Genomic DNA, 22,143 nt, shown 5'->3' with positions numbered 1-22,143 from the left:
CCCGCGGAGGCGGAGGTCAGGACTTCGGGTGCTTGTCGTCCAGGGTGTCGGCGTCGAGCACGTAGGCGGCCGACTCGGTCGAGTCGGTCTCGGGGTCGGCGGCGAGCTTCGCCTTGCGCTGCTGCTGGAAGAAGTGGAACAGCGTCGGCACCAGCGCGAGCACGACCGCGCCGATCAGGATCACGTCGATGTAGTGCGAGACGAAGTCGGCGACCGGCGGGATGAAGGCGAGCAGCCACCCGATCAGGGTGACCCCGCTGCCCCAGATCAGGGCGCCGATGAGGTTGTAGAGGCTGTACTTGCGGTAGTTCATGTGGGCCACGCCGGCCGCGATCGGCGCGAAGGTGCGGACGATCGGCACGAAGCGCGCGAGGATCACGGCGAGGCCGCCGAAGCGCTCGAAGAACGCGTTGGTCCGCTTCACGTTCTCGATGCTGAAGAAGCCGGACTCCTTGCGCTCGAAGATGCGCGGGCCGGCCTTGTGCCCGATCAGGTAGCCGACCTCGCCGCCGACGAAGGCCGAGAACCCGACAGCCAGGCAGATGAGCCAGATCGGTACGCCGAGGCCGCCGTTCGAGGCGTTCTCGTGCGCCAGCAGGCCCGTGATGATCAGCAGCGTGTCGCCCGGGAAGAGGAAGCCGATCAGCAGTCCGGTCTCGGCGAACACGATGAGGCAGACCACGAGCACGCCCCAGGGGCCGAACGAGGTCAGGATCGTCTCCGGATCGAGCCAGGGGACGAGGGCGGCGTGATTCAACGGATCTCCAGTCGACGGGGGCCGGTGGCCGGTCGGCGGTCACGCGAGCGCGCTCAGCGTACCGGCCGATCCCGTGCGGAAGGAGGGACTCGAACCCTCACGCCTCTCGGCACAGGAACCTAAATCCTGCGTGTCTGCCATTCCACCACTCCCGCGTGCGGGCTCCAGTGTAGGAGGAGGGCCCCGCGCCTCAGCCGCGGGAGGCCGCCCGGGGGAGGTACCGCGGGATCCAGCGGGCGAGCGCCCCCGCTCCGCCCAGACCGAGCACCCCCATCACGACGGCGGCGAAGGGGAGGGAGATCAGGGCGGTGAGCGCCGACACGACGATCGGGGCGGCGGCGTTGCCCGCGTCGCCGGTGAAGCGGAACGCGCCGAGGAACGGGGCCGGATCGGCGGGGGGCGCGAGATCGGCGCCGATGGTCATCAGGATCCCGGAGCCGATGCCGTTCGCGGCCGCGAGCACGCAGGCCACGGCGACGAACCAGGGCACCGGATCGAGGGCGAGCACCGAGGCGGCGAGGGCGAGGTGGCCGAGCCCGAGGCCGATCATCGAGGGGATCGCGGTGGCGCCCCGGCCGAAGCGGTCCATCAGCTGGCCGCCGGCGTAGAAGAGGGCGAAGTCGAGAGCGCCGGCGATGCCGATGATGATCGCGGTGTCGGTCTCGGCGAGCCCGATGCTCACCGCCCAGAGGGGGAGGATCAGCGTCCGGCTCGCCCGCAGCGCCCCGATCACGGCGGCGCCGGTCCCCATCCGAGCGAGGACCCCGCGGTGCTCGCGCAGCGTCCCGAGCAGCGACTGCGGCGACTCCGGGACGGTCGCCGACGCCTCCGCGGCGACCACGTCCTCCGGAGCGGCGCGGTCGGCCGCGGCCTGCGCCCGCCGCAGCACCGTCGCGGGGTCGGGCACGAGCAGCAGGACCACGACCGCCGCCACGCAGCAGACGATGTGCACCCAGAAGACGGACTCGACGGAGCCGGTGAAGTGCACCACCCCGGCCGCCAGGAACGGGCCGATCAGCCAGCCCGCGCGGAATGCCCCGGCGAGGGCGCTGAGCGCGCGGGCGCGGTGCGTGATCGGGACGAACGACGTCATGAACGCGTGGCGCGCCAGCGCGAAGACCGCGGTCGCGAGGCCGATCACGAAGACGCCGATCGTCAGCCCGACCCACGACGTCGAGAGCAGGCACACCACGAGCCCGAGGATCGACGCGGCCGAGGCTCCGAGCATGGCGCCGCGCTCGCCGATCCGCGAGACGATCCAGCCGCTGGGGATGTCGCCCGCCAGCTCGCCGATCATGATCATCCCGGCCACGAGGCCCGCCAGAGCCAGTGTCGCGCCGAGGTCGCCGGCCGCGGCCGGCAGGAGGGGGATGATCGCCCCCTCGCCGATGGAGAAGAGGAGGGTGGGGAGGAAGGTCGACAGCAGCAGCGGCCCGACGGGGAAGGGGCGCGGAGCGGTGCTGGTCACCGTCCCCAGGGTACGCCCGGGCCGGAGGGCGGCCCCCGGCCCCCGGTAGTCTGGACGCACCATGCTGGACAACGACTTCACCGAGCAGATCACTGCTCTCCGCTCCACCTTCGCCGACATCCGCGCCGTCATCGACGTGGACGGCCTCCGCTCGAAGATCGCCGAGCTCAGCGAGCAGGCCGGCGCCCCCGACCTGTGGGATGACACGGCCAACGCGCAGAAGGTGACCAGCGCCCTCAGCCACCGCCAGTCCGAGCTCGCGCGGATCACCGCGATCGACCGGCGCCTGGACGACCTCGAGGTGCTCGTCGAGATGGCGAACGAGGCCGAGGACGCCGAGTCCGAGCAGGAGGCGATCGCCGAGCTCTCCTCCCTCCAGAAGGTCATGGGCGAGCTCGAGGTGCAGACCCTGCTCGACGGCGAGTACGACGACCGCCCCGCCGTGGTCACCATCCGCGCGGGAGCGGGCGGCGTCGACGCCTCCGACTTCGCCGAGATGCTCATGCGCATGTACCTCCGCTGGGCCGAGAAGCACAAGTACGCGGCGACCGTCATGGACGCCAGCTACGCGGAGGAGGCGGGCATCAAGTCGGCCACCTTCCAGATCGACGCTCCCTACGCCTTCGGCACGCTCTCGGTCGAGGCAGGCACCCACCGCCTCGTGCGGATGAGCCCCTTCGGCGCCGCGGGCAAGCGCCAGACCTCCTTCGCCGCGGTCGAGGTCATCCCGCTGATGGAGGAGGCCGGGGCGATCGAGATCCCGGACAACGACATCCGAGTGGACGTCTTCCGCTCCTCCGGCCCCGGCGGCCAGTCGGTGAACACCACCGACTCCGCGGTGCGCCTCACCCACCTGCCCACCGGCACCGTCGTGTCGATGCAGAACGAGAAGAGCCAGATCCAGAACCGCGCCGCGGCGATGCGCGTGCTCCAGTCGCGGCTCCTGCTGCTGCAGAAGGAGCAGGAGGCGGCCACCAAGAAGGAGCTCGCCGGCACCATCACCGCGAGCTGGGGCGACCAGATGCGCAGCTACGTCCTCGCTCCGTACCAGATGGTGAAGGACCTGCGCACCGACCACGAGGTCGGCAACCCCTCGCACGTGTTCGACGGCGATCTGGACGGCTTCATCGCCGCCGGGATCCGCTGGCGGAAGTCCTCCTAGCGCGGCTCGGGCGCGTCCCCACCGACGCGCCGCGCGCCCCCTCGGCGGACTCTTCGGGATCGTCGCTTACCCTCGTACCGACATGATTCGCTTCGACAACGTCTCCAAGCAGTATCGGGGCGGCACGAGACCCGCCCTCAACGCCATCGATCTCGAGATCCTCCGGGGCGAGTTCGTCTTCCTCGTCGGCGCCTCCGGCTCCGGCAAGTCGAGCTGCCTCCGCCTGATCCTCAAGGAGGAACGCCCCTCCTCCGGGTCGATCCACGTGCTCGGGCAGAACCTCGGCAAGATCTCGAGCCGCAAGGTCCCGTACTTCCGCCGCAACATGGGCGTGGTGTTCCAGGACTTCCGGCTGCTGCCGAACAAGTCCGTCTTCGACAACGTCGCGTTCAGCCTCCAGGTGATCGGCAAGTCGAAGGGCTACATCCAGGAGGCCGTCCCGGACACGCTCAAGATGGTGGGCCTCGCGGGCAAGGCGTCGCGCCTGCCCCACGAGCTCTCCGGCGGCGAGCAGCAGCGCGTGGCGATCGCCCGCGCCGTCGTCAACAAGCCGGCCGTCCTGCTGGCCGACGAGCCCACGGGCAACCTCGACCCGACCACGAGCGCCGGCATCATGGCGCTGCTCGAGCGGATCAACGCGGGCGGCACGACCGTGATCATGGCGACCCACGAGGCCGGCATCGTCGACCAGATGAAGCGCCGCGTCATCGAGCTCTCGGCAGGCAGCATCGTTCGCGACGAGAGCCAGGGCGGCTACGGCCAGACCGAGAGCATCACCGTCGTCCACGACGGCGTCGTGGTCGTGGCGGCCGACGACCACGCGGTCGCCGAGCAGCCCGCGCCCCCGGCGATCATCGACAGCGAGCTCGCGCCCGCCGAGGTCCCCGAGATCGACCTGCGCCAGGAGGCCCCGGCCCCGCCGCCCGAGCCGGCCCGCCTCTCGCAGACCGCCGCCCAGCCCCGCGTCCCCGAGGGCCGCCGCTCCGCCGCCGTCGAGCCGGAGCGCGAGCCGGAGCCGGCCGCCGAGCCCGCCGCCGCCCCGCGCGTCGTCGAGCTGCAGAGCCAGACCGGTCCGATCTTCCTCCCCGCCGACACCGGCGCCCTGCCCGAGGAGTCGCTCGCCGCTCGCCTCGGCCTCCGCGCCCACACGGGCGAGGGCGACGAGACCGGCGACGACCAGCAGAACGTAGGACCCGTCAAGTGAGATTCGCACTGATCTGGTCGGAGGTCGCCAGCGGCCTCCGGCGCAACGTCTCCATGGTCGTCTCGGTGATCCTGGTGACCTTCATCTCCCTCACCTTCGTCGGCACGGCGATCCTGCTCCAGATGCAGATCGGCCAGATGAAGAACTTCTGGTACGACAAGGCGCAGGTCGCGGTGTACATGTGCACCGCCACCTCCGGCGGCTCGAACTGCAGCGGCTCCGACGCCACCGCCGAGCAGATCGACGCGGTGCAGGGCCAGCTCGAGGGCGCCACGCTCGCGCCGTACATCGACCGCTCCTACTTCGAGGACCACGACCAGGCCTACGCGAACTTCCAGGAGCAGTTCGCGGGCAACCCGGTCGCCGAGTACGTCACTCCCGACCTGCTCAACCAGACCTTCTGGATCAACCTGAAGGACCCGACCCAGTCGGACGTCATCGTGGAGAGCCTGTCGAGCGTCTCGGGAGTCGAGAGCGTCACCGACCAGCGGCAGTACCTCGACCAGATCTTCTCGATCCTCAACGCGGCGAGCTACACGGCGATCGGCATCGCCGTCCTGATGCTCGTCGCGGCCGTGCTGCTCATCGCCACCACGATCCGCCTCTCGGCGTTCTCGCGGAGACGGGAGCTGGGCATCATGCGGCTCGTGGGGGCCTCGAACCGGTTCATCCAGACCCCGTTCATCCTCGAGGGGGTCTTCGCCGCGCTGGTCGGCTCGATCCTCGCGGGAGTCGCGGTGGTCGCCATCGTGCAGGTCTTCGTGCAGGGGTTCCTGGCGTACCGGATCCCGCTGACCTCCTTCGTGGGACTCGACGACGCTCTGATCGTCGTGCCGATCCTGATCGTGGTCGGCATCGTCCTGGCCGCCGTCTCGGCGAACGTCGCGATCGCACGGTACCTGCGGGTCTGATCCCGGACCGGACGTATACTGGTGGGCTGTCCCGTTCGGGGCGGCCCACCGGTGCATCGCCCCGACGATGCCCGCCCCCTTCATCCGCTCGCGACCCGAGGAGCAGCCGTGCCCAGAGAACAGGGACAGAAGGTCGTCGCGACCAACCGCAAGGCGCGCCACGACTACCTCATCGAGGACACCTACGAGGCGGGCCTCGTGCTCACCGGCACCGAGGTGAAGTCCCTCCGGGCCGGCCGCGCCTCGCTGGTCGACGGCTACGCCTTCGTCGACGGGGGAGAGGCGTGGCTCGACGCCGTCCACATCAACGAGTGGGCGCAGGGCACCTGGACGAACCACCCGCCGCGCCGCAAGCGCAAGCTGCTGCTGCACAAGGCGCAGATCCTCAAGATCCACAACAAGGTGAAGGAGGGCGGGTACACGCTGATCCCGCTCTCGCTGTACTTCAGCGACGGCAAGGCCAAGGTCGAGCTGGCCGTGGCCAAGGGCAAGAAGGACTACGACAAGCGCCAGGTCCTCCGAGAGCGCCAGGACCGCCGCGAGGCGGACCGTGCGATGTCGACCCGCCGCCGCCTCGGCGAGTAGGCTCCGGCGGGCACTGTCCGACGGGTGCCGCGCAAGCCTCTTCTTCACGCCCCGCGCTTTGGGAGACTGGGGCGCGTGACCTCCCCCGAGAACAGCGCCCCCGCCGCCCTGAGCGCCGCCGACGAGAAGACGCGGTGGCGCGCTTTCGCGGTGAGCGTCGGAGTCGCGGCCATCACGATCCTCGACCTCTCGAAGGTCAACGTCGGCCTGCCGTCGATCGAGCGCTCGCTCGGAGCGGATGCGAGCCAGCTGCAGTTGATCGTCGCGGGCTACGCGCTCGCCTTCGGACTGGCGCTCGTGCCGGCCGGCCGGCTGGGCGACATCCGCTCGCGCCGCCTGCTGTTCCTGATCGGGCTGACCGCGTTCACGGTGACGAGCCTGCTCTGCGCGCTCGCGCCGTCGATCGAGCTGCTCGTCGTCGCGCGCTTCCTGCAGGGCGTCGCCGCGGGCATCCAGATGCCCCAGGTCCTCGGGCTGGTGCAGCAGATGTTCACCGGCGCCGAGCGGGCCCGGGCCTTCGGGGTCTTCGGCGCGACCATCGGCCTGTCGACCGCCTTCGGCCCGACCCTCGGCGGCCTCCTGATCGCGATCGGCGGCGAGCAGGACGGCTGGCGCCTGCTGTTCTGGATGAACATCCCGCTGGGCGTCGCCGCGTTGGTCTTCGCCTGGAAGCTCATCCCGAAGAAGCGCTCGCGGCCCGAGGGAGACCGGTCCCTCGACCCGGTCGGCCTGCTCCTGCTGGCGGTCGCGATCTTCGCGTTCATGCTGCCGTTCCTGCTGACCACGGGCTCCTCCTCGGACTCGCCCTACCGCTGGTTCTGGCTGGTCCTGGCCGCGGCCGCCGCCGCCGTCTTCGTGCGCTGGGAGGCGCACTACGCCGCGTCGGGGCGGACGCCCGTCATCGACTTCCGCATCTTCCGGACCAGCTCCTACCGCAACGGCATCCTGGTCGCGACCTCCTACTTCGCCGCGATCCCGGCGACCTTCCTCCTCACGACGCTCTTCCTCCAGCAGGGGCTCGGCCTCGAGCCGGTGTTCGCCGGCATGGTGAGCATCCCGTTCGCGCTGACCTCGGCGGTGACCGCCTGGTACGGCGGCAAGCTCGTGCAGCGCTACGGCCGCGCACTGGTGGTGCTCGGCATCGTGCTCGTGGTCATCGGCTTCACGCTCGTGCTGCTCGCCGCCGAGCTCCTCCCGGCCGAGACCGCGGCCTACGGCATGGGTGCCGCGATGCTCGTCGCCGGGGCCGGCGGCGGCTTCGTCGTGTCGCCGAACCAGACGCTCACCCTCGCCGAGATCCCGCCGGCGCAGGGCGGCGTGGCGGGCTCCGTGGGCCAGCTCGGCCAGCGCGTGGGCACCGCGGTCGGCACCGCCTGCGCCTCCGCCGTCTTCTTCGCGACGCTGGCGAGCGAGCAGGGGATGGCGGAGGGGCTGGACCGGTACCACGACGCCTTCCGCAACGGCTACTTCGTCACCCTCGGGCTGATCGCGCTCGCGCTCGTGCTGGGTCTGCTCGATCTGCGCCGCCGCCGGGTGACCGCCCGCGGAGCTGAGGTAGACTAGAACCCGTAACTCCACAGTGTGCGACGAACGACCCACTCCAGCGGCCTCCGGGCCGTCGAGTGCTCGCGGGGATGATCGGTTTCGACATTGCCTGCGAAACTGCGAGAAGCGGGTCGAGGATCCAGGGTCATCTCGTCAACGATCCCTGGAAAACACAGGTGCCGAACAGAAGCGCACCGACTTCGCTCTCGCTGCCTAAGCCAGAGTAGATAGTCCGTCAGCCCGTGGGTGCGTCCTCGCCCCGGATCCTGGCGTCATCTAGAGGACTTGCTGCGTCGTTACGCCTGAGGGCGACGCGGGACTTGCACTCGGGCTGGGCCCGTCGACCGATGCGCCGATGGTAACGGTCGGGGCCGAGCAGAACGCTCTCATCGGCTACACCCGTAGAAGGCGCAGAATCACAGCGATGGACGGGGGTTCGATTCCCCCCATCTCCACCACGGTCGTCGTCGCACACTGGGAGCTCCGCTCCGCCGCCCTCACGACGGGCGCACGTCGAGTTGTCTGATCCGCCCGTAGAGGGTGAGCATCGCCAGCCGGTCGTCGTCGTCGTGCGCCGGGCCGGCGAGAGCCTGCGGCGGGGCCCAGTCCCGGTAGAGCACGCCCGGCGCCAGCACGGCGACGGCGGTGCCGGCCGGGTAGTGAGCGCTGCGGTCCACCGGCAGCTCGGCGAACGCGTCGGGCAGGAGCCGGTGCAGCACCTCCAGCAGAGGACGGAGGCGAACTGCTCGCGCCTCGTGCACGGAGAGGGTCACAGCGTTCATCGCGGCGAGCGCGGCCACCAGGTGCTCGGCGGCGTCGTCGTCGTCGCACCGCTCGGTGACCAGCAGCGAGATCACCCCGCGCGGCTTCAGCCAGCCGAGCGTGGCGGCCTCGGCGTCGCCGTCCACCGAGACGACGCGGTCGGAGGCGTGGGCGTAGTCGTGCAGGAGCCGCGACCAGACGTCGCCCGGGCCGGGCCCGTCGACCTGCGCGACCGCCTCCGCCGCGGCGAGCAGGGAGCTCTGCCGGTGGAGCCTCGGGAACAGGCTGTCCGCCGGTCCCCAGTGCTGCTCGGCCGTGCGCGAGCGCTCGGGGGGTTCCTGGTCGTGCCGGTCCTGCATGTCGACTCCTGAGCCGCCGGTCTCCGCGCCCCCTCGCGCCTGCCGGTCGTCCCTTCACCCTGCGCTCCGCCGGAGCGCGTGTCAATGAGTCGGACGGGGGTCGATCGGAGCCGTGGTCAGCGAGCGGAGCCGAAGAGGCTGCCGGTGGTGGAGTCGTCGGCCGGATCGAGGACCGCGCAGACGATCGTGCGGTCTCCGTGGCGCCAGCCGACCTCGGAGGGGACGAGCGAGCGGTACTCGAGGGCGGAGTCGCCGTAGGCGATCCCCATCACGGCGCCGAACTCCGGCTCGCAGCCCGCCTCGGCCTGGGCGAGCAGCGTGTTGCGGCTGGTGTAGCGGTCTCCGGGCTGCGCGAACGTGTGGAAGACCTCCAGGGCGTGCTCCTCCGCGCACGGGACGACGTCCACGTCGGCGATGCGGTCGTCGCCCGGGTCGGCCAGGCAGTCGCCGCGCCGCAGCGAGAACACGTCGGTGACGCCGGCGGTCGCCACCGTGCCGCCCTCGTCACGCACGGCCTCCGGACCGTCCGGCCCGACGACGGAGGAGCAGCCCGAGAGGAGCAGGAGGAGCGCCGCCGAGGCGAGCGCGGCCGTCCGGCTCCTCATCGCGGCGCCACGATCGCGAGCACCTCGTCGTGCAGCAGGCCGTTGGTGGCGACGGCGCTGCCGTGCCACGGCCCGTCCTCCCCGTCGGCGGAGGTGAAGCGGCCGCCCGCCTCCTGCACGATCGGCACCAGGGCCGCCAGGTCGTAGGGCTTCACGTCGAACTCGCCCGCACCGTCGAGGAGGCCCTCGGCGACGAGCATGTAGGGCCACGCGTCCCCGTACGCCCGGTCGCGCCAGACGGCGCCGGCGAGCTCGAGCAGCTGCGGGAGACGGCCCGCGCCCTCCCACTGCTGGATGCTGTTGTAGCTGAAGGTCGCCGAGGCGAGCGTGTCGATCCCCGAGACGCGCAGTGGTCGCGGCTCGGCCCCGGCCTCCAGCTCGACGGCCCAGGCGCCGGAGCCCTCGGCCGCCCACCAGCGCGTGCCGAGAGCGGGAGCGGAGACGACTCCGACGACGGGGACGCCGTCGACCGCGAGCGCGATCAGGGTCGCCCAGATCGGGACGCCGCGGAGGAAGTGGGCAGTGCCGTCGATCGGGTCGAGGATCCACTGCCGCGAGGCCTCGCCCGAGGTGCCGAACTCCTCGCCGAGGATCGCGTCGTCCGGACGCTCGGCGGCGAGCAGCGCGCGGATCGCCTCCTCGACGGCGCGGTCGGCGTCGGTGACCGGGGTGCGGTCGAGCTTCGTGTCCACGACGAGGTCGAGCGCGCCGAACCGCTCCCGCGAGATCGCATCGGCCGCGTTCGCCAGGCGGAGGGCGAGTCGGAGGTCGTCGTCGAAGCTCTGGTCACTGCTCTGCGAGGTCACGCGACCACGATACCGGTGGGTCCCGCGGAGCCTCCGATCGCTGCCGCGGGCGGTCCATCGCACTCGATTTGACGAGACGGGGGGAGACGCTGGTAATGTGAACCCTCGGTTCGGTACGCACGATCAGTCGGCCGAAACGCACCTCTAGCTCAATCGGCAGAGCAACTGACTCTTAATCAGTGGGTTCTCGGTTCAAGTCCGAGGGGGTGCACCACCAGCCCCGCACCTCCTCGTGAGGTGCGGGGCTTCGTCGTTCCCGGTCCGTGTCCGTTCCCGACCTCCTCGGAGCGCCCGCGGGGGGAGCGCCGGCCCGTGCTCACTCGCTGGAGGGTGCGGCGGTCGACGGGTCGAGCAGCGGCAGGACTCCGCGGAAGCCGACGCTCGTGGAGCCGATCCCGATGTCGAGCGCGTCGGAGGCCCGGGCCTGATCGGCGGCGGCGGCGGTCAGGCTCAGGGTGATGCCCGTCCGCGTGAAGGTCCGGGCGACGGTGCTCCAGGCGAGGTCGACGTCTCCGTCCGCCGACGCTAACAGGCGCCTGAGCATCCGCACGGTGTCCGGCGCAGAATGCGGACCGACCCCCGTTCGCGTGGCAGGATCTCCGTTCGCTTCCGTTTCCCTCCAGAAAGGACCGATGTGCCCGAAGACGTCCTCCCCGTGATCGGCTCGATCGCGCTCGCCGTGGTGATCGCGGTCGTGATCGCCGTGGTCGCGACCGCCGTCGTCGCCCTCGTGCTGCGCTCGGTCGGCAAGCGCAAGACCTGGGCGCGCCTGCTGATCCGGCGTCTGCGCATCCCGTTCCGCGTGCTGCTGATGACCATCGCGGTCTGGGCCGCGCTCGCCGCCACCGTGTCGGGCGACCCCTGGCCGGGTCTCGTGCAGCGGGTGTTCCAGATCGCCACGATCGGCACGGCGGCGTGGGTGATCGGCTCCCTGTTCGTGTTCCTCGAGGATCTGGGCGCCGAGCGCTACCGGACCGACACGGCCGACAACCGCCGGGCACGCCGCCTCCGCACGCAGATGACGATCATCCGGAGGGTCGCCGTGGCGGCCGTCGTGGTCATCGCGATCGGCGCCTCGCTGCTGACCTTCCCCGAGGCCCGCACGGCCGGTGCGAGCCTCCTGGCCTCGGCCGGCGTGCTCTCGATCGTGGCGGGCCTGGCCGCGCAGTCGAGCCTCACGAACATCTTCGCCGGGATGCAGCTCGCCTTCAGCGACGCCATCCGCCTGGACGACGTGGTGATCGTCGAGACCGAGTGGGGGCGGATCGAGGAGATCACGCTGACCTACGTCGTCGTCCACCTCTGGGACGACCGCCGCCTGGTGCTGCCCACGAACTACTTCACGACCCAGCCGTTCCAGAACTGGACCCGCACCGGGTCCGAGCTGCTCGGCGCCGTCGAGCTCGACCTGGACTGGCGGGTGAGCCCCGAGCAGATGCGCGACGAGCTGCACCGCATGCTCGAGGAGACCGACCTCTGGGACCGGCGCACCAGCGTCCTGCAGGTGACCGACGCGACGGGCGGCTTCGTCCGGATCCGGGTGCTCGTCACCGCGAAGGACGCGCCGACGCTCTTCGACCTGCGCTGCTACGTGCGCGAGCGGCTCGTCTCGTGGCTGCACGAGAACGACCCCGTCGCCCTCCCGCGTCAGCGCGTCGAGATGGAGCGGGAGCCCGCTCCCGCCGTGACCCCGCGCCGGCACGGGTCCTCCGCCCCGGACAACCTGTTCTCGGGCGACGAGCGCTCGAACGAGCGGGGGGCGATGTTCACGGGTCTCATCGACCTGCGGGACACCCCGAAGCGGGAGCTGCCGCCGAGGGACTGACTCCTGCGAGGACGCCGCTCCCACGGCCGCACCCGGGGTGCGCGCGGCGAGCGGCGTCCCGCAGGGCGGTCAGCGGTTCACAGAGCTCATGTCGGCGTAGCGGTCGCCGACGGGGGCCTCGAGCGCGCCGAGGACGTCGAGCTGCTCCGCGGTCAGCACGAGGGCGTCCGCGGCCGCGTTCTCCTCGATGCGCGAGACGCGCTTGGTGCCCGGGATCGGAGCGATGTCCTCGCCCTGGGCGAGCAGCCAGGCGAGCGCCACCTGCGCGGCGGTCGCGTCCGCCTCTGCCGCCACACGGTCGACGGCCTCCACGATGCGGAGGTTCGCCTCCAGCGCTCCGTCGGCGAAGCGGGGGTTGTCGCGGCGGAAGTCGTCGCTGCCCAGCTCGGCGACCGAGCGGATGCTGCCCGTGAGGAAGCCGCGGCCCAGCGGCGAGTACGGGACGAAGCCGATGCCGAGCTCGCGGAGGACCGGCAGCACCTCCGCCTCGGGGTCGCGGGTCCACAGCGAGTACTCGGACTGCACGGCGGTGACCGGGTGCACGGCGTGAGCGCGCCGGATCGTCGCGGGCGCCGCCTCCGAGAGGCCGTAGCCGCGGAGCTTGCCCTCCTGGATCAGCTCCGCGAAGGCCCCCGCGGTCTCCTCGACCGGGACGCCCGGGTCCATGCGGTGCTGGTAGTAGAGGTCGATGCGGTCGGTGCCCAGGCGCGCGAGCGAGCCCTCGACGGCGAGCCGCAGGTTCTCCGGGGAGCCGTCGAGTCCGCGGCCCCCGTCGCCGCGGTGGCGGATCATGCCGAACTTGCTCGCCAGCACGACCTCGTCGCGGCGGCCGGCCAGCGCGCGGCCGAGCAGCTCCTCGTTGGTGTACGGGCCGTAGATCTCGGCGGTGTCGAGGAACGTGACGCCGAGATCGAGGGCGCGGTGCACGGTGCGGATCGACTCCGCGTCGTCGGTGCCGGCGCCGGTGTAGAACGCCGACATGCCCATCGCGCCGAGACCGAGGCGCGAGACCTCGAGGGCGGCGACGTCGGATCCGAGGGTGATCGTCTTCATCAGTGGGTGGTCCTCTCCTGGTACGCCGCGATCTTGATGTCGATCGCGGCGAGGCTGGCGTGTGTCCGGGCGAGCTGCGCCTCGACCTCCTCGCGGTGCGTCCGGAGCAGCGCGAGGCGCTCCGGCTCCGTGGCGGGCCCGATCCGGAGGAGCCGGGCGTACTCGCGGATCCGCGCGATCGGCATCCCGGTCGCGCGGAGCTTGGTGAGGAAGTCGACCCAGCCGACGTCGGCCGGCCGGTAGCGGCGGTGCTGCGACGAGGCGCGCTCGACCGGGTCGAGCATGAGCCCGGCGCGCTCGTAGTAGCGCAGGGTGTGCACGGTGAGACCGGTGACGGCGGCGACCTGCGAGATCGACAGCACCTCCGGCTCGGCCGGGGCGGCGGTGGCGGTGGACATGGCGTCAACCTACGACTTCGAGTGCGCTCGAGGTCAAGCGGGAGCGGGCGACTCAGCCGACCTCGCGGCTGAAGCCCAGGAGGGCCTCGGCGATGCGGGCGTCCGCCTCCTCGTGGCTGATGGTCGCCTCGCCGTCGCCCGCCTGCGGCCCGTACCAGCCGAAGTCGGCGTGGTTGGCGCCGTCGATCTCGACGAGGTCGGCGGAGGAGGGCAGCCGGACGCTCGCGTCGGCGACCTTCTGCGGCGTGCTGAGCCCGTCCTCCGATCCGCTGACGCTGAGGACGGGGAGCTCGGAGCCCGAGAGGTCGTTCGCGCAGTAGCTGCCGAGCAGCACCAGGCCCGCCACCGCCGGGTCCTCGGCCCACTGGCAGGCCTTCACGCCGCCGAGGGAGTGGCCGCCGACGAGCCAGCGGTCGACGCCCTCGGCCTGGCTGGTGAAGGTCTCGAGGGAGCGGAGGTCGAAGAAGGCCAGGTGCAGGATCGGCCGCGTGATCACGACGGTCGCCCCGGCGTCGACCAGCGGAGCCAGGGTCGCCTCGTAGGAGGAGGCGTCGACCTTCGCTCCGGGGATGAAGACCAGGCCCGTGCCGGCCAGCTCACCGGTCGAGGTCGGCGTCATCACGAGCGCGTCGTCCGTGCGCTCGACCGCGATCGCCGGATCGGCGCGCACACGGGCGAGGGCGTCCTCGTCGGGGCCGCTGACGATCGAGCTCCAGGTGAGGAAGCCGAGGACCGCGACTCCGAGGACTCCACCGACGCTCGCGAGAACGACGCGGCGGCGCCTCATCGGGCTGCCGCGATCGCGTCGGCCGCCTGCACCAGGGCGAGGTGGGAGAGGGCCTGGGGAGTGTTCCCCGCGTGCCGGCGGCCCTCGACGTCGTACTCCTCCGAGAGGAGGCCCACGTCGTTGCAGAGCCCGACGAGCCGGTCCATCAGGGTCCGCGCGTCGTCGATCCGGCCGGAGTCGGCGTACTGCCGGACGAGCCAGAAGGAGCAGGCGAGGAACGGGTGCTCGCCGCCCGCGAGGCCGTCGACCGAGGACTCGGTCCGGTAGCGGTGCAGCAGGCCGTCCTGCAGGAGCACGCGCTCCAGCTCGGCGACGGTGCCCAGCATCCGCGGGTCGTCGGCGGGGACGAACCCGACCATCGGCAGCACGAGGAGCGACGCGTCGACCTCGGGCGAGCCGTAGGACTGCACGAAGTGGCCGCGCTCGGCGTCGAAGCCCTGGGCCTCGATCTCGGCGCGCACCTCGTCGCGGAGGCGCTCCCAGGTCTCGACCGGACCGGGCAGGCCGTTCTCGCGCACGGCGCGGACGCCCCGATCGAGCGCGGCCCAGATCATGACCCGCGAGTGCGTGAAGTGCCGCGGCTCGCCCCGGATCTCCCAGATGCCGTTGTCCGGCCGCTGCCAGTTGGTCTCGACGAAGCCCAGGAGCGCGCGCTGGAGCGGCCAGGAGAACTCCGTCTCGTCCACTCCGGCCACGCGGGCCTCGTGCAGAGCGACCATCACCTCGCCGATCACGTCCGCCTGGTACTGGTCGACGGCGGCGTTCCCGATCCGCACGGGGGAGGCGCCGTCGTAGCCGGGCAGGCTCGGCATCTCCCGCTCGGGCAGGTCGCGCTCGCCGGCGAGGCCGTACATGATCTGCACGTCCTCCGGCGCGCCCGCGACCGCGCGGAGCAGCCAGGCCCGCCACTTCTGCGCCTCCTGCTCGAACCCGTGCGCGAGCAGGGCCTGCAGGGTGAGCGAGGCGTCGCGGAGCCAGACGTAGCGGTAGTCCCAGTTGCGGGCGCCGCCGAACTGCTCCGGGAGCGAGGTGGTCGCCGCCGCGACGATGCCGCCGGTCTCGTCGTCGGTCAGGGCGCGGAGGGTGAGCAGCGAGCGGACGACGGCGTCGCGGTGCGGCCCGTCGTAGTCGATCGCCGACGCCCACTCGGACCACCAGGAGAGCGTGCGCTCCAGCGCGCGGTCGACGTCGAGGCGCTTCGGCGCCCGCTGGTGCGAGGGGAACCACGCCATCGAGAGGTCGACGACCGCGTCCGTGTCGACGTCGAACTCCGCCGCGTGGGCGTGGTCGACGGCCTTCAACCGCACTCCGCGCACCACGACCGCGTCGGGCCCGGCGACGGCGACGAGCAGCGGATCCTCGTCCGTCCCCTCCTGCCGCACCCACGGCATGGTGCGGGCGTAGTCGAAGCGGATGCGCAGCTCCTGCCGCATCCGGACGGTCCCCGACACTCCGCGCACCCGGCGCACCAGCTCGGCGCGCTCGTCGCGCAGCGGCATCACGTCGACCACCTCGACGACGCCGGTGGGCGTCGTCCACCGGGTGACCAGCGCGAGCGTGTCGCCGAGGTAGTGGCGCTCGCTCGTCGCCTCCCCGTCCACCGGCCGGAGCGACCAGCGCCCCTGGTCGTCGCCGCCGAGGAGGGCGCCGAAGACGGAGGCGGAGTCGAAGCGCGGCAGGCACAGCCAGTCGATCCCCCCGTCGCGGGAGACGAGAGCGGCCGTGCGGCAGTCGGAGAGGACGGCGTAGTCCTCGATCGGGGAGACCATGCGGCGATCCTCTCAGGTGCGGCTGTGGCCTCCCAGTCAAGGCGGAGCGGGGCTCTTCAGTGCCGCCGTAGGGTGAGCCGCATGGCACAGACCGTCTCGACCCTGCTCATCCTCGGAGCGACGGGGGACCTGTCCTCGCGGCTCCTCCTCCCCGCCGTCGGCCAGCTGCTGACCCGCGAGACCGACCGGCGGGTCCACCTCGTCGGCGCGGGACGCGAGGACTGGACCCAGGAGCACTGGCACGAGGTGCTGACCGCCTCCTTCGCCACCGTCGAGGCGCAGGGCGAGGGCGTGGACGCGCTCACCTCCGGCACGCGCTACCAGCAGGTCGACGTCACCGATCCGGAGGCGCTCGCCGCCCTGCTCGCGAGCTGCGACGGTCCGGTGGCGGTCTACTTCGCCCTCCCGCCGGCGATCGCGGCGAAGGCCTGCGAGGCGCTCGCCGCCCATGACCTGCCGGAGGGCACTGTGCTGGCGTTGGAGAAGCCGTTCGGGACCGACGAGGCGAGCGCGCACGCCCTCAACCAGCGCCTCGCCGCGCTGGTCCCCGAGGACCGCATCCACCGCGTCGACCACTTCCTCGGCCGCGCGACCGTGATGAACGTGCTCGGCCTGCGCTTCGCGAACCGGATCCTCGAGCCGCTGTGGTCGGCCGAGCACATCGAGAGCGTCGAGATCGTCTACGACGAGCAGCTGGCCCTCGAGGGGCGGGCGAGCTACTACGACGGCGCGGGCGCGCTGACCGACATGATCCAGAGCCACCTGCTGCAGGTCCTCGCGGTGATCGCGATGGAGCCGCCGTCCTCGCTCGACGCGGCCGACCTCCGGGACGCGAAGTCGATCGTCCTGCGCGCCACCCGCCTGCACGGCGACGACCCCGCCGCGAGCTCGCGCCGCGCCCGCTACACAGCGGGGACGATCGACGGACGCGAGCTGCCCGCCTACGCGGACGAGAAGGGCGTGGACCCCGCTCGCAGGACCGAGACGCTGGCCGAGCTGGTCGTCGAGATCGACACCTGGCGCTGGGCCGGCGTGCCGTTCACCCTCCGCTCCGGCAAGGCGCTCGGGGAGCGGCGACGCGAAGTGGTCATCCGCTTCAAGCCGGTGCCGCACCTGCCCCGCGGCTTCGTGGGCACCGAGGCGCCGTCCGTGCTGCGGCTGTTCCTCGCGCCCGACCAGATGTCGCTCGAGCTGAACATCAACGGCCCCGGCGACCCGTACACGCTCGAGCGCGCCTCGCTGGAGGCGACTTTCGGCGCGGGCGAGCTGCTGGCGTACGGCGAGGTCATCTCGGGGATCCTCGACGACGACCCGTCGCTCTCGGTCCGCGGGGACGCCGCCGAGGAGTGCTGGCGCATCGTGCAGCCCGCGATCGACGCGTGGCACGCGGACCGGGTGCCGCTCGACGAGTACCCGGCGGGCAGCGAGGGACCCGGGAGCTGGCCGACGCTCTGACGGGCGGCCGGGGGAGGGGCGGCCGCGGGGGATCTCGGGACGGCGGCTGCGCCGCCTCCTCGATCAGCGGGAAGCGCGACGTCGCTCGTCGGGTCGGCCGGAGGGCGAGCCCGCCGGCCGACCGCTCGGGTCAGGAGCGGTTCGCGACGGGGGTGTCGACGGCGACGTCGGCGGGGGCCGGCTCCGCCCAGACGGCGATCGGCTTCGGCTCCCAGGTGAGGGCGGCCGGCTCCACCGGGGGAGTGGAGGCGCGCATCACGGGGATCGCCTCGGTGACCGGGGACGACGTCCGCTCGGCGCCGGCGCGGAGCTGCTCCTCCTGGATGGCGGCGGAGAGCTCGTGGGCGAGGGAGCGCGCGAGCATCCCGTGGAAGATCGGGTCGCGGTCGTCGTGGCTGCGGCGCGTGACGACCCAGGCGCCCTCGGATCCGACGAAGGCCGCGAGCCGCTCGTGGACGACGGCGAAGAGCTCGTCATGCGTGAGGACGGGGGCCGCCTCGACGACCTCGGGGGCCGCCTTGCGACGCCTCAGACGAAACCTCATGACGAACCCCGTTTCCCGTGCCGGCAGCGACTGGGAACAGTGTCGCCGCCATCGGGTCGGGAGACCGGCTGACACGCCGCCCCGCGGGGAGGCGGCGCGTCAGGAGGGCCTAGCGGTCGCGCTTCTTGCCGTGCTCCTCCTTGACGATCTCCTTCGAGTCGTAGGACACGGAGCCCAGGGCGACGGTGACCGAGATGGCCCAGCTGACCCACTGGAGGGCCAGGCGCCAGTCGCGCGGGCCCTTGCGCGTGGTCTGCAGGATCGACCAGCCGCCGACGATCGCGCTGATGACGCTGGAGTTGAGGATGAACTTGCGCATGCGTGTGCCTCCCGTGTTCACCCCGACGCTAGCGGGTGCGAAAGCTCTCAGAGGAACGCTTGACAGCACCGAGGGGTTGTCCCGCTACGGTGGACCGCCGCCGGGACCCGAATCCTCGAGCCGGGGCACGCCGAGGAGAACGGGAACGACATGCGCACGGCTGTGATCGGGGCGGTGCTGCTCGTCGTCGGGGCGGTGGCCGTCGTCACGGGGGTCCTCCCGATGGACGCGCTGGGCGAGCTGGTCGAGCGGACGGCGCCGATCCTCGGCTTCGTGGTCGCGGTGACCGTGGTCGCCGAGCTGGCCTCCGAGGCCGGCGTCTTCACGGTGGTCGCCGAGCGCTCCGCCGAGTGGGGCCGCGGGCGGACCGCGGTGCTCTGGCTGCTGGTGGTGGCGATGGCCGTCGTCAGCACGGTGTTCCTCTCGCTCGACACGACCGCCGTGCTCCTGACCCCGGTCGTGGTCCTGCTCGCGGCGCACGTGCGCGTCCCACCCCTGCCGTTCGCGATGGCCACGGTCTGGCTGGCGAACTGCGCCTCCCTCCTCCTCCCCGTCTCGAACCTCACCAACCTGCTGGCGCAGCGGCGCCTGGGGGTCGAGGGCCCGTTCGCCTTCGCCGCGCTGACCGCGGTGCCCGCGCTCGTCGCGGCCGTCGTGCCCGTGCTGATCCTCGCGATCCGCTACCGGCGCGAGCTGGCCGGGCGCTACACCCCGGGGGAGCGGACGCCGGTGGAGGACCGGGTGCTGCTGGTCGGCGCGGGGATCGTCGTGGCGCTGCTCCTGCCGGCGCTCGTCTCGGGCCTCGAGGTGTGGATCCCGGCGACGGTCGCCGCGGTCGCGCTGATCGTCCTCTTCGCGGTGCGCCGTCCCGCGGCCCTCACGCCCGCCCTCCTGCCGTGGCAGCTCGTCGTCTTCGCGGCGGGCCTCTTCGTGGCGATGGAGGCGGCGCACCAGCTCGGGCTGGGCGCGGCGCTCGCCGTGGTCGCGGGGGAGGGGAGCGGGACGCTCGACCTGCTGCGCCTCGCCGGCTCCGGCGCGGTCGCCTCCAACCTGGTCGACAACCTGCCCGCCTACCTCGCCCTCGAGCCCGTCGCGGCGGATCCGCTCCGCCTGGTCGCCCTGCTGATCGGCGTGAACGCCGGACCGCTGATCACCCCGTGGGCCTCGCTCGCCACCCTGCTCTGGCACCAGAGGCTGACCGCGCTGGGCGTGCACGTCTCGTGGCGCCAGTACGCGCTCCTCGGACTCGTCGCGGTCGTCCCGACGGTGGGCGGAGCGACGCTCGCCCTCGCCCTCGTGCAGGGCTGACCCCCCGTCCCCCGAGCGGGGCCGGCTGATAGCCTCGACGGGCACGACGACGGCTCGACCGACGAAAAGGGACCACCATTCCTCCGCACTCCGCCTCCGACTCCTCCGCCGCTGACAGGACCGACGCCGGGACCTCGGGAGGGACCGAGCGCAACGCGTTCGTGGTCGTCTCGAACCGCCTCCCCGTGGACCGCGTCGTGGCCGAGGACGGCACCGCCTCCTGGAAGACCTCGCCCGGCGGGCTGGTCACCGCGCTCGAGCCCGTGATGCGCGCGAACGAGGGCGCCTGGGTCGGCTGGCCCGGCGTGGCCGACGAGGAGGTCGCGCCGTTCGTCGACAACGGCGTGCAGATCGTCCCCGTCGCCCTCAGCGCGCAGGAGCTCGAGGACTACTACGAGGGCTTCTCGAACGACACGCTCTGGCCGCTGTACCACGACGTGATCGCGCCCCCGACCTACCACCGCGACTGGTGGGACGCCTACGTGCGGGTCAACCAGCGCTTCGCCGAGGCGGCCGCGGCCGTGACGGAGGAGGACGGCGTGGTCTGGGTCCAGGACTACCAGCTCCAGCTCGTGCCCAAGATGCTGCGGGAGCTCCGGCCCGACGTCACGATCGGCTTCTTCAACCACATCCCGTTCCCGCCCTACGGGATCTTCGCGCAGCTCCCGTGGCGCCGGCAGATCGTCGAGGGCCTGCTCGGCGCCGACGTGATCGGCTTCCAGCGCCAGGGCGACGCGGGCAGCTTCCTCCGCGCGGTCCGGCGCCTGCTGGGCTACGACACCCGCAGCACGGTCGTCGAGGTCCCGGTCGAAGAGGAGGCCGTCGGCGGCACCCGCCGCGTCAACCGCTCGCGGCGCGGGGCGAGCGTGCGCCCGGTCGTCGCCCGGCACTTCCCGATCTCGATCGACTCCGCGTCGTTCGAGGCGATGGCGCGCACCCCCGAGATCCAGGCCCGCGCCGCCGAGATCCGCGCCGAGCTGGGCAACCCCGCGACGATCATGCTCGGCGTCGACCGGCTCGACTACACCAAGGGGATCGGCCACCGCCTGAAGGCCTTCGGCGAGCTCCTGGCGGACGGCCGCCTCACCTCCGAGGACGCGGTGCTGGTCCAGGTCGCGAGCCCGAGCCGCGAGCGCGTGGACACCTACCGGCAGCTGCGCGACGACATCGAGCTGCAGGTCGGCCGGATCAACGGCGACTACAGCACGCTCGGGCACCCGGCGATCAGCTACCTCCACCACGGCTACCCGCGCGAGGAGATGGTGGCGCTCTACCTCGCCGCCGACGTCATGCTCGTCACGGCGCTGCGCGACGGGATGAACCTCGTCGCGAAGGAGTACGTCGCCTCCCGCTTCGACAACGACGGCGTGCTCGTGCTGAGCGAGTTCGCCGGAGCGGCCGACGAGCTCAAGCAGGCCGTGCAGGTGAACCCGCACGACATCTCGGGGCTGAAGGACGCGATGGAGGCGTCGGCGCGGATGCCGCGCGTCGAGCGCACCCGGCGCATGCGCGCGCTCCGTCGCCGCGTGCTCGAGAACGACGTGGCGCGCTGGTCCGAGTCGTTCCTCTCCGCTCTCGCGGAGCACGCGGCCGGCCAGCAGCTCGACGTGCGGCCCGCCGCCCGCGGGCAGGAGGCGCCGCACGGCCAGGAGGCCGAGCACCGCGACGACTCGGCGCACGGACAGGCGGCCGAGCTCGAGCGGGAGGCCGCCGACGACCGCGAGCTCGACGGCGGCGCGCGATGAGCGAGGGAGTGCCCGAGCGGCTCGCGGCGGCGCTGCGGGAGCTCGCCGCGGCCGATCGGCTCCTGGTGGCCCTCGACTTCGACGGCACTCTCGCGCCCGAGGTCGACGACCCCGCCCGCGCGCGAGCGCTCCCCGAGGCGCGCGAGGCCGTGCTGCGGCTCCTCGCCCTTCCCGGCACCCGGGTCGCGCTGGTCTCCGGCCGGGCGCTCGGGAGCCTGGAGGAGGTCTCGCAGCTGCCGGACGAGGCGCTGCTGGTCGGCTCCCACGGCATCGAGATCCGCCTCGACCCCGAGGAGGACGCGGTCCGGCTCGACGACGACGAGCTCGAGAAGGTGGGAGTGCTCGAGGACGTCCTGAAGGGCATCGCCCGCGGGATCGACAACGTCTGGATCGAGGACAAGCCCGCCGGCTTCGCCCTGCACACCCGCCTCGCGACCGAGCGCCACAGCCGCGTCGCCCACGTCGTCGCCCTCTCCGAGGCGCGCGCCGAGGTGCAGGGGGTCACCGTCCGCGAGGGGAAGAACGTCCTGGAGTTCTCGGTCCGCTCGACCACCAAGGGCGAGGCCGTGCAGCACCTCCGCCGCTACACCGGCGCGACCGCCGTGCTCTACGCGGGCGACGACGTGACGGACGAGGACGCCTTCGCGGTCCTCGGCTCCGGCGACGTCGGCATCAAGAGCGGCGAGGGCACCACGGCGGCCTCCTACCGGGTCCGCGGCCCCGAGCAGGTCGCGCACGCACTCCGGCTTCTCGCCGATCTGCGCGCGGAGTAGCAG

22 protein-coding genes, 2 tRNA genes and 1 other RNA gene are annotated in these 22,143 nt (G+C 72.3%); 12 read left to right on the top strand and 13 right to left on the bottom strand.

Annotation, left to right across the window (positions count from 1 at the left end):
• Positions 1-16: 16 nt before the first annotated feature.
• From C5C59_RS02615 to C5C59_RS02605, 3 genes are all read right to left on the bottom strand, one after another.
• A complete protein-coding gene (locus tag C5C59_RS02615; protein ID WP_104238166.1) occupies positions 17-757 on the bottom strand; it encodes a DedA family protein in 741 nt (246 codons plus the stop codon).
• Between the two features lie 74 nt (positions 758-831).
• A tRNA-Leu gene (locus C5C59_RS02610) sits at positions 832-912 on the bottom strand.
• 35 nt (positions 913-947) lie between these two features.
• Positions 948-2,225: an MFS transporter gene (locus C5C59_RS02605; RefSeq protein ID WP_258062539.1), complete on the bottom strand. Its 1,278-nt coding sequence runs from the start codon at positions 2,223-2,225 to the stop codon at positions 948-950.
• Positions 2,226-2,286: 61 nt separating this feature from the next.
• On the opposite strand from C5C59_RS02605, the gene prfB reads away from it, so the two are divergent.
• The 6 genes from prfB to ssrA all read left to right on the top strand — a co-directional run bounded on the left by prfB (position 2,287) and on the right by ssrA (position 8,090).
• Positions 2,287-3,387, top strand: coding sequence for a peptide chain release factor 2 (gene prfB, locus C5C59_RS02600; protein WP_104226967.1), 1,101 nt, complete (start codon positions 2,287-2,289; stop codon positions 3,385-3,387).
• 82 nt (positions 3,388-3,469) lie between these two features.
• Complete coding sequence (ftsE, locus tag C5C59_RS02595) at positions 3,470-4,591, top strand: cell division ATP-binding protein FtsE (protein ID WP_104238164.1); 1,122 nt, start codon at positions 3,470-3,472, stop codon at positions 4,589-4,591.
• Complete coding sequence (gene ftsX, locus C5C59_RS02590; protein ID WP_104223559.1) at positions 4,588-5,502, top strand: permease-like cell division protein FtsX; 915 nt, start codon at positions 4,588-4,590, stop codon at positions 5,500-5,502. The genes ftsE and ftsX overlap by 4 nt, the downstream gene beginning before the upstream one ends.
• Positions 5,503-5,610: 108 nt before the next feature.
• Positions 5,611-6,087: an SsrA-binding protein SmpB gene (gene smpB, locus C5C59_RS02585; protein ID WP_104223558.1), complete on the top strand. Its 477-nt coding sequence runs from the start codon at positions 5,611-5,613 to the stop codon at positions 6,085-6,087.
• A 75-nt stretch (positions 6,088-6,162) separates the two neighbouring features.
• The gene (locus C5C59_RS02580; RefSeq protein ID WP_104223557.1) at positions 6,163-7,650 is read left to right on the top strand and encodes an MFS transporter; all 1,488 of its coding nucleotides are present in this window, start codon (positions 6,163-6,165) and stop codon (positions 7,648-7,650) included.
• A 67-nt stretch (positions 7,651-7,717) separates the two neighbouring features.
• Positions 7,718-8,090: a transfer-messenger RNA gene (ssrA, locus tag C5C59_RS02575) on the top strand.
• Between the two features lie 39 nt (positions 8,091-8,129).
• Here the strand turns inward: ssrA and C5C59_RS02570 are convergent.
• The 3 genes from C5C59_RS02570 to C5C59_RS02560 form a co-directional block, all read right to left on the bottom strand.
• The gene (locus C5C59_RS02570; protein ID WP_104238163.1) at positions 8,130-8,753 is read right to left on the bottom strand and encodes a hypothetical protein; all 624 of its coding nucleotides are present in this window, start codon (positions 8,751-8,753) and stop codon (positions 8,130-8,132) included.
• 116 nt (positions 8,754-8,869) lie between these two features.
• Positions 8,870-9,358, bottom strand: coding sequence for a septum formation family protein (locus tag C5C59_RS02565; protein ID WP_104238162.1), 489 nt, complete (start codon positions 9,356-9,358; stop codon positions 8,870-8,872).
• Positions 9,355-10,164 carry an inositol monophosphatase family protein gene (locus tag C5C59_RS02560; protein ID WP_104238161.1) on the bottom strand — a complete coding sequence of 270 codons (810 nt, stop codon included), beginning with the start codon at positions 10,162-10,164 and terminating at the stop codon, positions 9,355-9,357. Before C5C59_RS02560 ends, C5C59_RS02565 begins: the two co-directional genes overlap by 4 nt.
• A 138-nt stretch (positions 10,165-10,302) precedes the next feature.
• Here C5C59_RS02560 and C5C59_RS02555 point away from each other — a divergent pair.
• Positions 10,303-10,378: transfer RNA gene (locus tag C5C59_RS02555), tRNA-Lys, on the top strand.
• A gap of 102 nt (positions 10,379-10,480) precedes the next feature.
• Here C5C59_RS02555 and C5C59_RS02550 read toward each other — a convergent pair.
• The gene (locus C5C59_RS02550; RefSeq protein WP_104238160.1) at positions 10,481-10,708 is read right to left on the bottom strand and encodes a hypothetical protein; all 228 of its coding nucleotides are present in this window, start codon (positions 10,706-10,708) and stop codon (positions 10,481-10,483) included.
• Between the two features lie 90 nt (positions 10,709-10,798).
• On the opposite strand from C5C59_RS02550, the gene C5C59_RS02545 reads away from it, so the two are divergent.
• Positions 10,799-11,989 (top strand): mechanosensitive ion channel family protein, encoded by a 1,191-nt coding sequence (locus tag C5C59_RS02545; protein WP_258062538.1) that lies wholly within the window; start codon positions 10,799-10,801, stop codon positions 11,987-11,989.
• A gap of 69 nt (positions 11,990-12,058) precedes the next feature.
• Here C5C59_RS02545 and C5C59_RS02540 read toward each other — a convergent pair whose 3' ends face one another.
• From C5C59_RS02540 to C5C59_RS02525, 4 genes are read right to left on the bottom strand one after another with little or no spacing between them, the layout of a single operon-like run.
• The gene (locus tag C5C59_RS02540; protein ID WP_104238158.1) at positions 12,059-13,042 is read right to left on the bottom strand and encodes an aldo/keto reductase; all 984 of its coding nucleotides are present in this window, start codon (positions 13,040-13,042) and stop codon (positions 12,059-12,061) included.
• Positions 13,042-13,440 (bottom strand): MerR family transcriptional regulator, encoded by a 399-nt coding sequence (locus tag C5C59_RS02535; protein ID WP_104223551.1) that lies wholly within the window; start codon positions 13,438-13,440, stop codon positions 13,042-13,044. The genes C5C59_RS02540 and C5C59_RS02535 overlap by 1 nt, the downstream gene beginning before the upstream one ends.
• 52 nt (positions 13,441-13,492) lie before the next feature.
• Entirely contained in the window at positions 13,493-14,227 is a 735-nt protein-coding gene (locus tag C5C59_RS02530) for an alpha/beta hydrolase (protein ID WP_104238157.1), read from the bottom strand.
• A complete protein-coding gene (locus tag C5C59_RS02525) occupies positions 14,224-15,996 on the bottom strand; it encodes a glycoside hydrolase family 15 protein (protein ID WP_104251215.1) in 1,773 nt (590 codons plus the stop codon). The genes C5C59_RS02530 and C5C59_RS02525 overlap by 4 nt, the downstream gene beginning before the upstream one ends.
• An 81-nt stretch (positions 15,997-16,077) precedes the next feature.
• Here C5C59_RS02525 and C5C59_RS02520 point away from each other — a divergent pair, with 81 nt between their 5' ends.
• The gene (locus C5C59_RS02520) at positions 16,078-17,451 is read left to right on the top strand and encodes a glucose-6-phosphate dehydrogenase (protein ID WP_181133476.1); all 1,374 of its coding nucleotides are present in this window, start codon (positions 16,078-16,080) and stop codon (positions 17,449-17,451) included.
• A 130-nt stretch (positions 17,452-17,581) separates the two neighbouring features.
• Here the strand turns inward: C5C59_RS02520 and C5C59_RS02515 are convergent, their stop codons facing one another.
• Together C5C59_RS02515 and C5C59_RS02510 are read right to left on the bottom strand one after the other, a co-directional pair.
• Positions 17,582-17,995, bottom strand: coding sequence for a hypothetical protein (locus tag C5C59_RS02515; protein ID WP_104239479.1), 414 nt, complete (start codon positions 17,993-17,995; stop codon positions 17,582-17,584).
• 109 nt (positions 17,996-18,104) lie between these two features.
• Positions 18,105-18,314, bottom strand: a complete 210-nt coding sequence (locus tag C5C59_RS02510) for a hypothetical protein (protein ID WP_104239477.1) — start codon at positions 18,312-18,314, stop codon at positions 18,105-18,107.
• 150 nt (positions 18,315-18,464) lie between these two features.
• Between C5C59_RS02510 and C5C59_RS02505 the strand changes: the two genes are divergently transcribed.
• The 3 genes from C5C59_RS02505 to otsB all read left to right on the top strand — a co-directional run bounded on the left by C5C59_RS02505 (position 18,465) and on the right by otsB (position 22,140).
• Positions 18,465-19,622 carry an SLC13 family permease gene (locus tag C5C59_RS02505; protein WP_104226243.1) on the top strand — a complete coding sequence of 386 codons (1,158 nt, stop codon included), beginning with the start codon at positions 18,465-18,467 and terminating at the stop codon, positions 19,620-19,622.
• Between the two features lie 161 nt (positions 19,623-19,783).
• Positions 19,784-21,367 (top strand): trehalose-6-phosphate synthase, encoded by a 1,584-nt coding sequence (locus tag C5C59_RS02500; protein WP_104226244.1) that lies wholly within the window; start codon positions 19,784-19,786, stop codon positions 21,365-21,367.
• Positions 21,364-22,140, top strand: a complete 777-nt coding sequence (gene otsB / locus C5C59_RS02495) for a trehalose-phosphatase (RefSeq protein WP_104226245.1) — start codon at positions 21,364-21,366, stop codon at positions 22,138-22,140. Before C5C59_RS02500 ends, otsB begins: the two co-directional genes overlap by 4 nt.
• Positions 22,141-22,143: the final 3 nt, after the last annotated feature.

The sequence above is a fragment of the Rathayibacter sp. AY1F4 genome (assembly GCF_002931775.1).
Lineage (GTDB): Bacteria > Actinomycetota > Actinomycetes > Actinomycetales > Microbacteriaceae > Rathayibacter.
The sequence above is the reverse complement of the archived record's forward strand: the minus strand, read 5'-3'. Positions and strand labels throughout refer to the sequence as shown.

What these genes read in the sequence shown, in the direction of transcription:
- prfB (WP_104226967.1), top strand. Translation starts at nt 2,287, where the DNA reads ATGCTGGACAACGACTTCACCGAGCAGATCACTGCTCTCCGCTCCACC.
- ftsE (WP_104238164.1), top strand. Translation starts at nt 3,470, where the DNA reads ATGATTCGCTTCGACAACGTCTCCAAGCAGTATCGGGGCGGCACGAGA.
- C5C59_RS02570 (WP_104238163.1), bottom strand. Translation starts at nt 8,753, where the DNA reads ATGCAGGACCGGCACGACCAGGAACCCCCCGAGCGCTCGCGCACGGCC.
- C5C59_RS02565 (WP_104238162.1), bottom strand. Translation starts at nt 9,358, where the DNA reads ATGAGGAGCCGGACGGCCGCGCTCGCCTCGGCGGCGCTCCTCCTGCTC.
- C5C59_RS02550 (WP_104238160.1), bottom strand. Translation starts at nt 10,708, where the DNA reads ATGCTCAGGCGCCTGTTAGCGTCGGCGGACGGAGACGTCGACCTCGCC.
- C5C59_RS02540 (WP_104238158.1), bottom strand. Translation starts at nt 13,042, where the DNA reads ATGAAGACGATCACCCTCGGATCCGACGTCGCCGCCCTCGAGGTCTCG.
- C5C59_RS02535 (WP_104223551.1), bottom strand. Translation starts at nt 13,440, where the DNA reads ATGTCCACCGCCACCGCCGCCCCGGCCGAGCCGGAGGTGCTGTCGATC.
- C5C59_RS02530 (WP_104238157.1), bottom strand. Translation starts at nt 14,227, where the DNA reads ATGAGGCGCCGCCGCGTCGTTCTCGCGAGCGTCGGTGGAGTCCTCGGA.
- C5C59_RS02525 (WP_104251215.1), bottom strand. Translation starts at nt 15,996, where the DNA reads ATGGTCTCCCCGATCGAGGACTACGCCGTCCTCTCCGACTGCCGCACG.
- C5C59_RS02520 (WP_181133476.1), top strand. Translation starts at nt 16,078, where the DNA reads ATGGCACAGACCGTCTCGACCCTGCTCATCCTCGGAGCGACGGGGGAC.
- C5C59_RS02515 (WP_104239479.1), bottom strand. Translation starts at nt 17,995, where the DNA reads ATGAGGTTTCGTCTGAGGCGTCGCAAGGCGGCCCCCGAGGTCGTCGAG.
- C5C59_RS02510 (WP_104239477.1), bottom strand. Translation starts at nt 18,314, where the DNA reads ATGCGCAAGTTCATCCTCAACTCCAGCGTCATCAGCGCGATCGTCGGC.
- C5C59_RS02505 (WP_104226243.1), top strand. Translation starts at nt 18,465, where the DNA reads ATGCGCACGGCTGTGATCGGGGCGGTGCTGCTCGTCGTCGGGGCGGTG.
- otsB (WP_104226245.1), top strand. Translation starts at nt 21,364, where the DNA reads ATGAGCGAGGGAGTGCCCGAGCGGCTCGCGGCGGCGCTGCGGGAGCTC.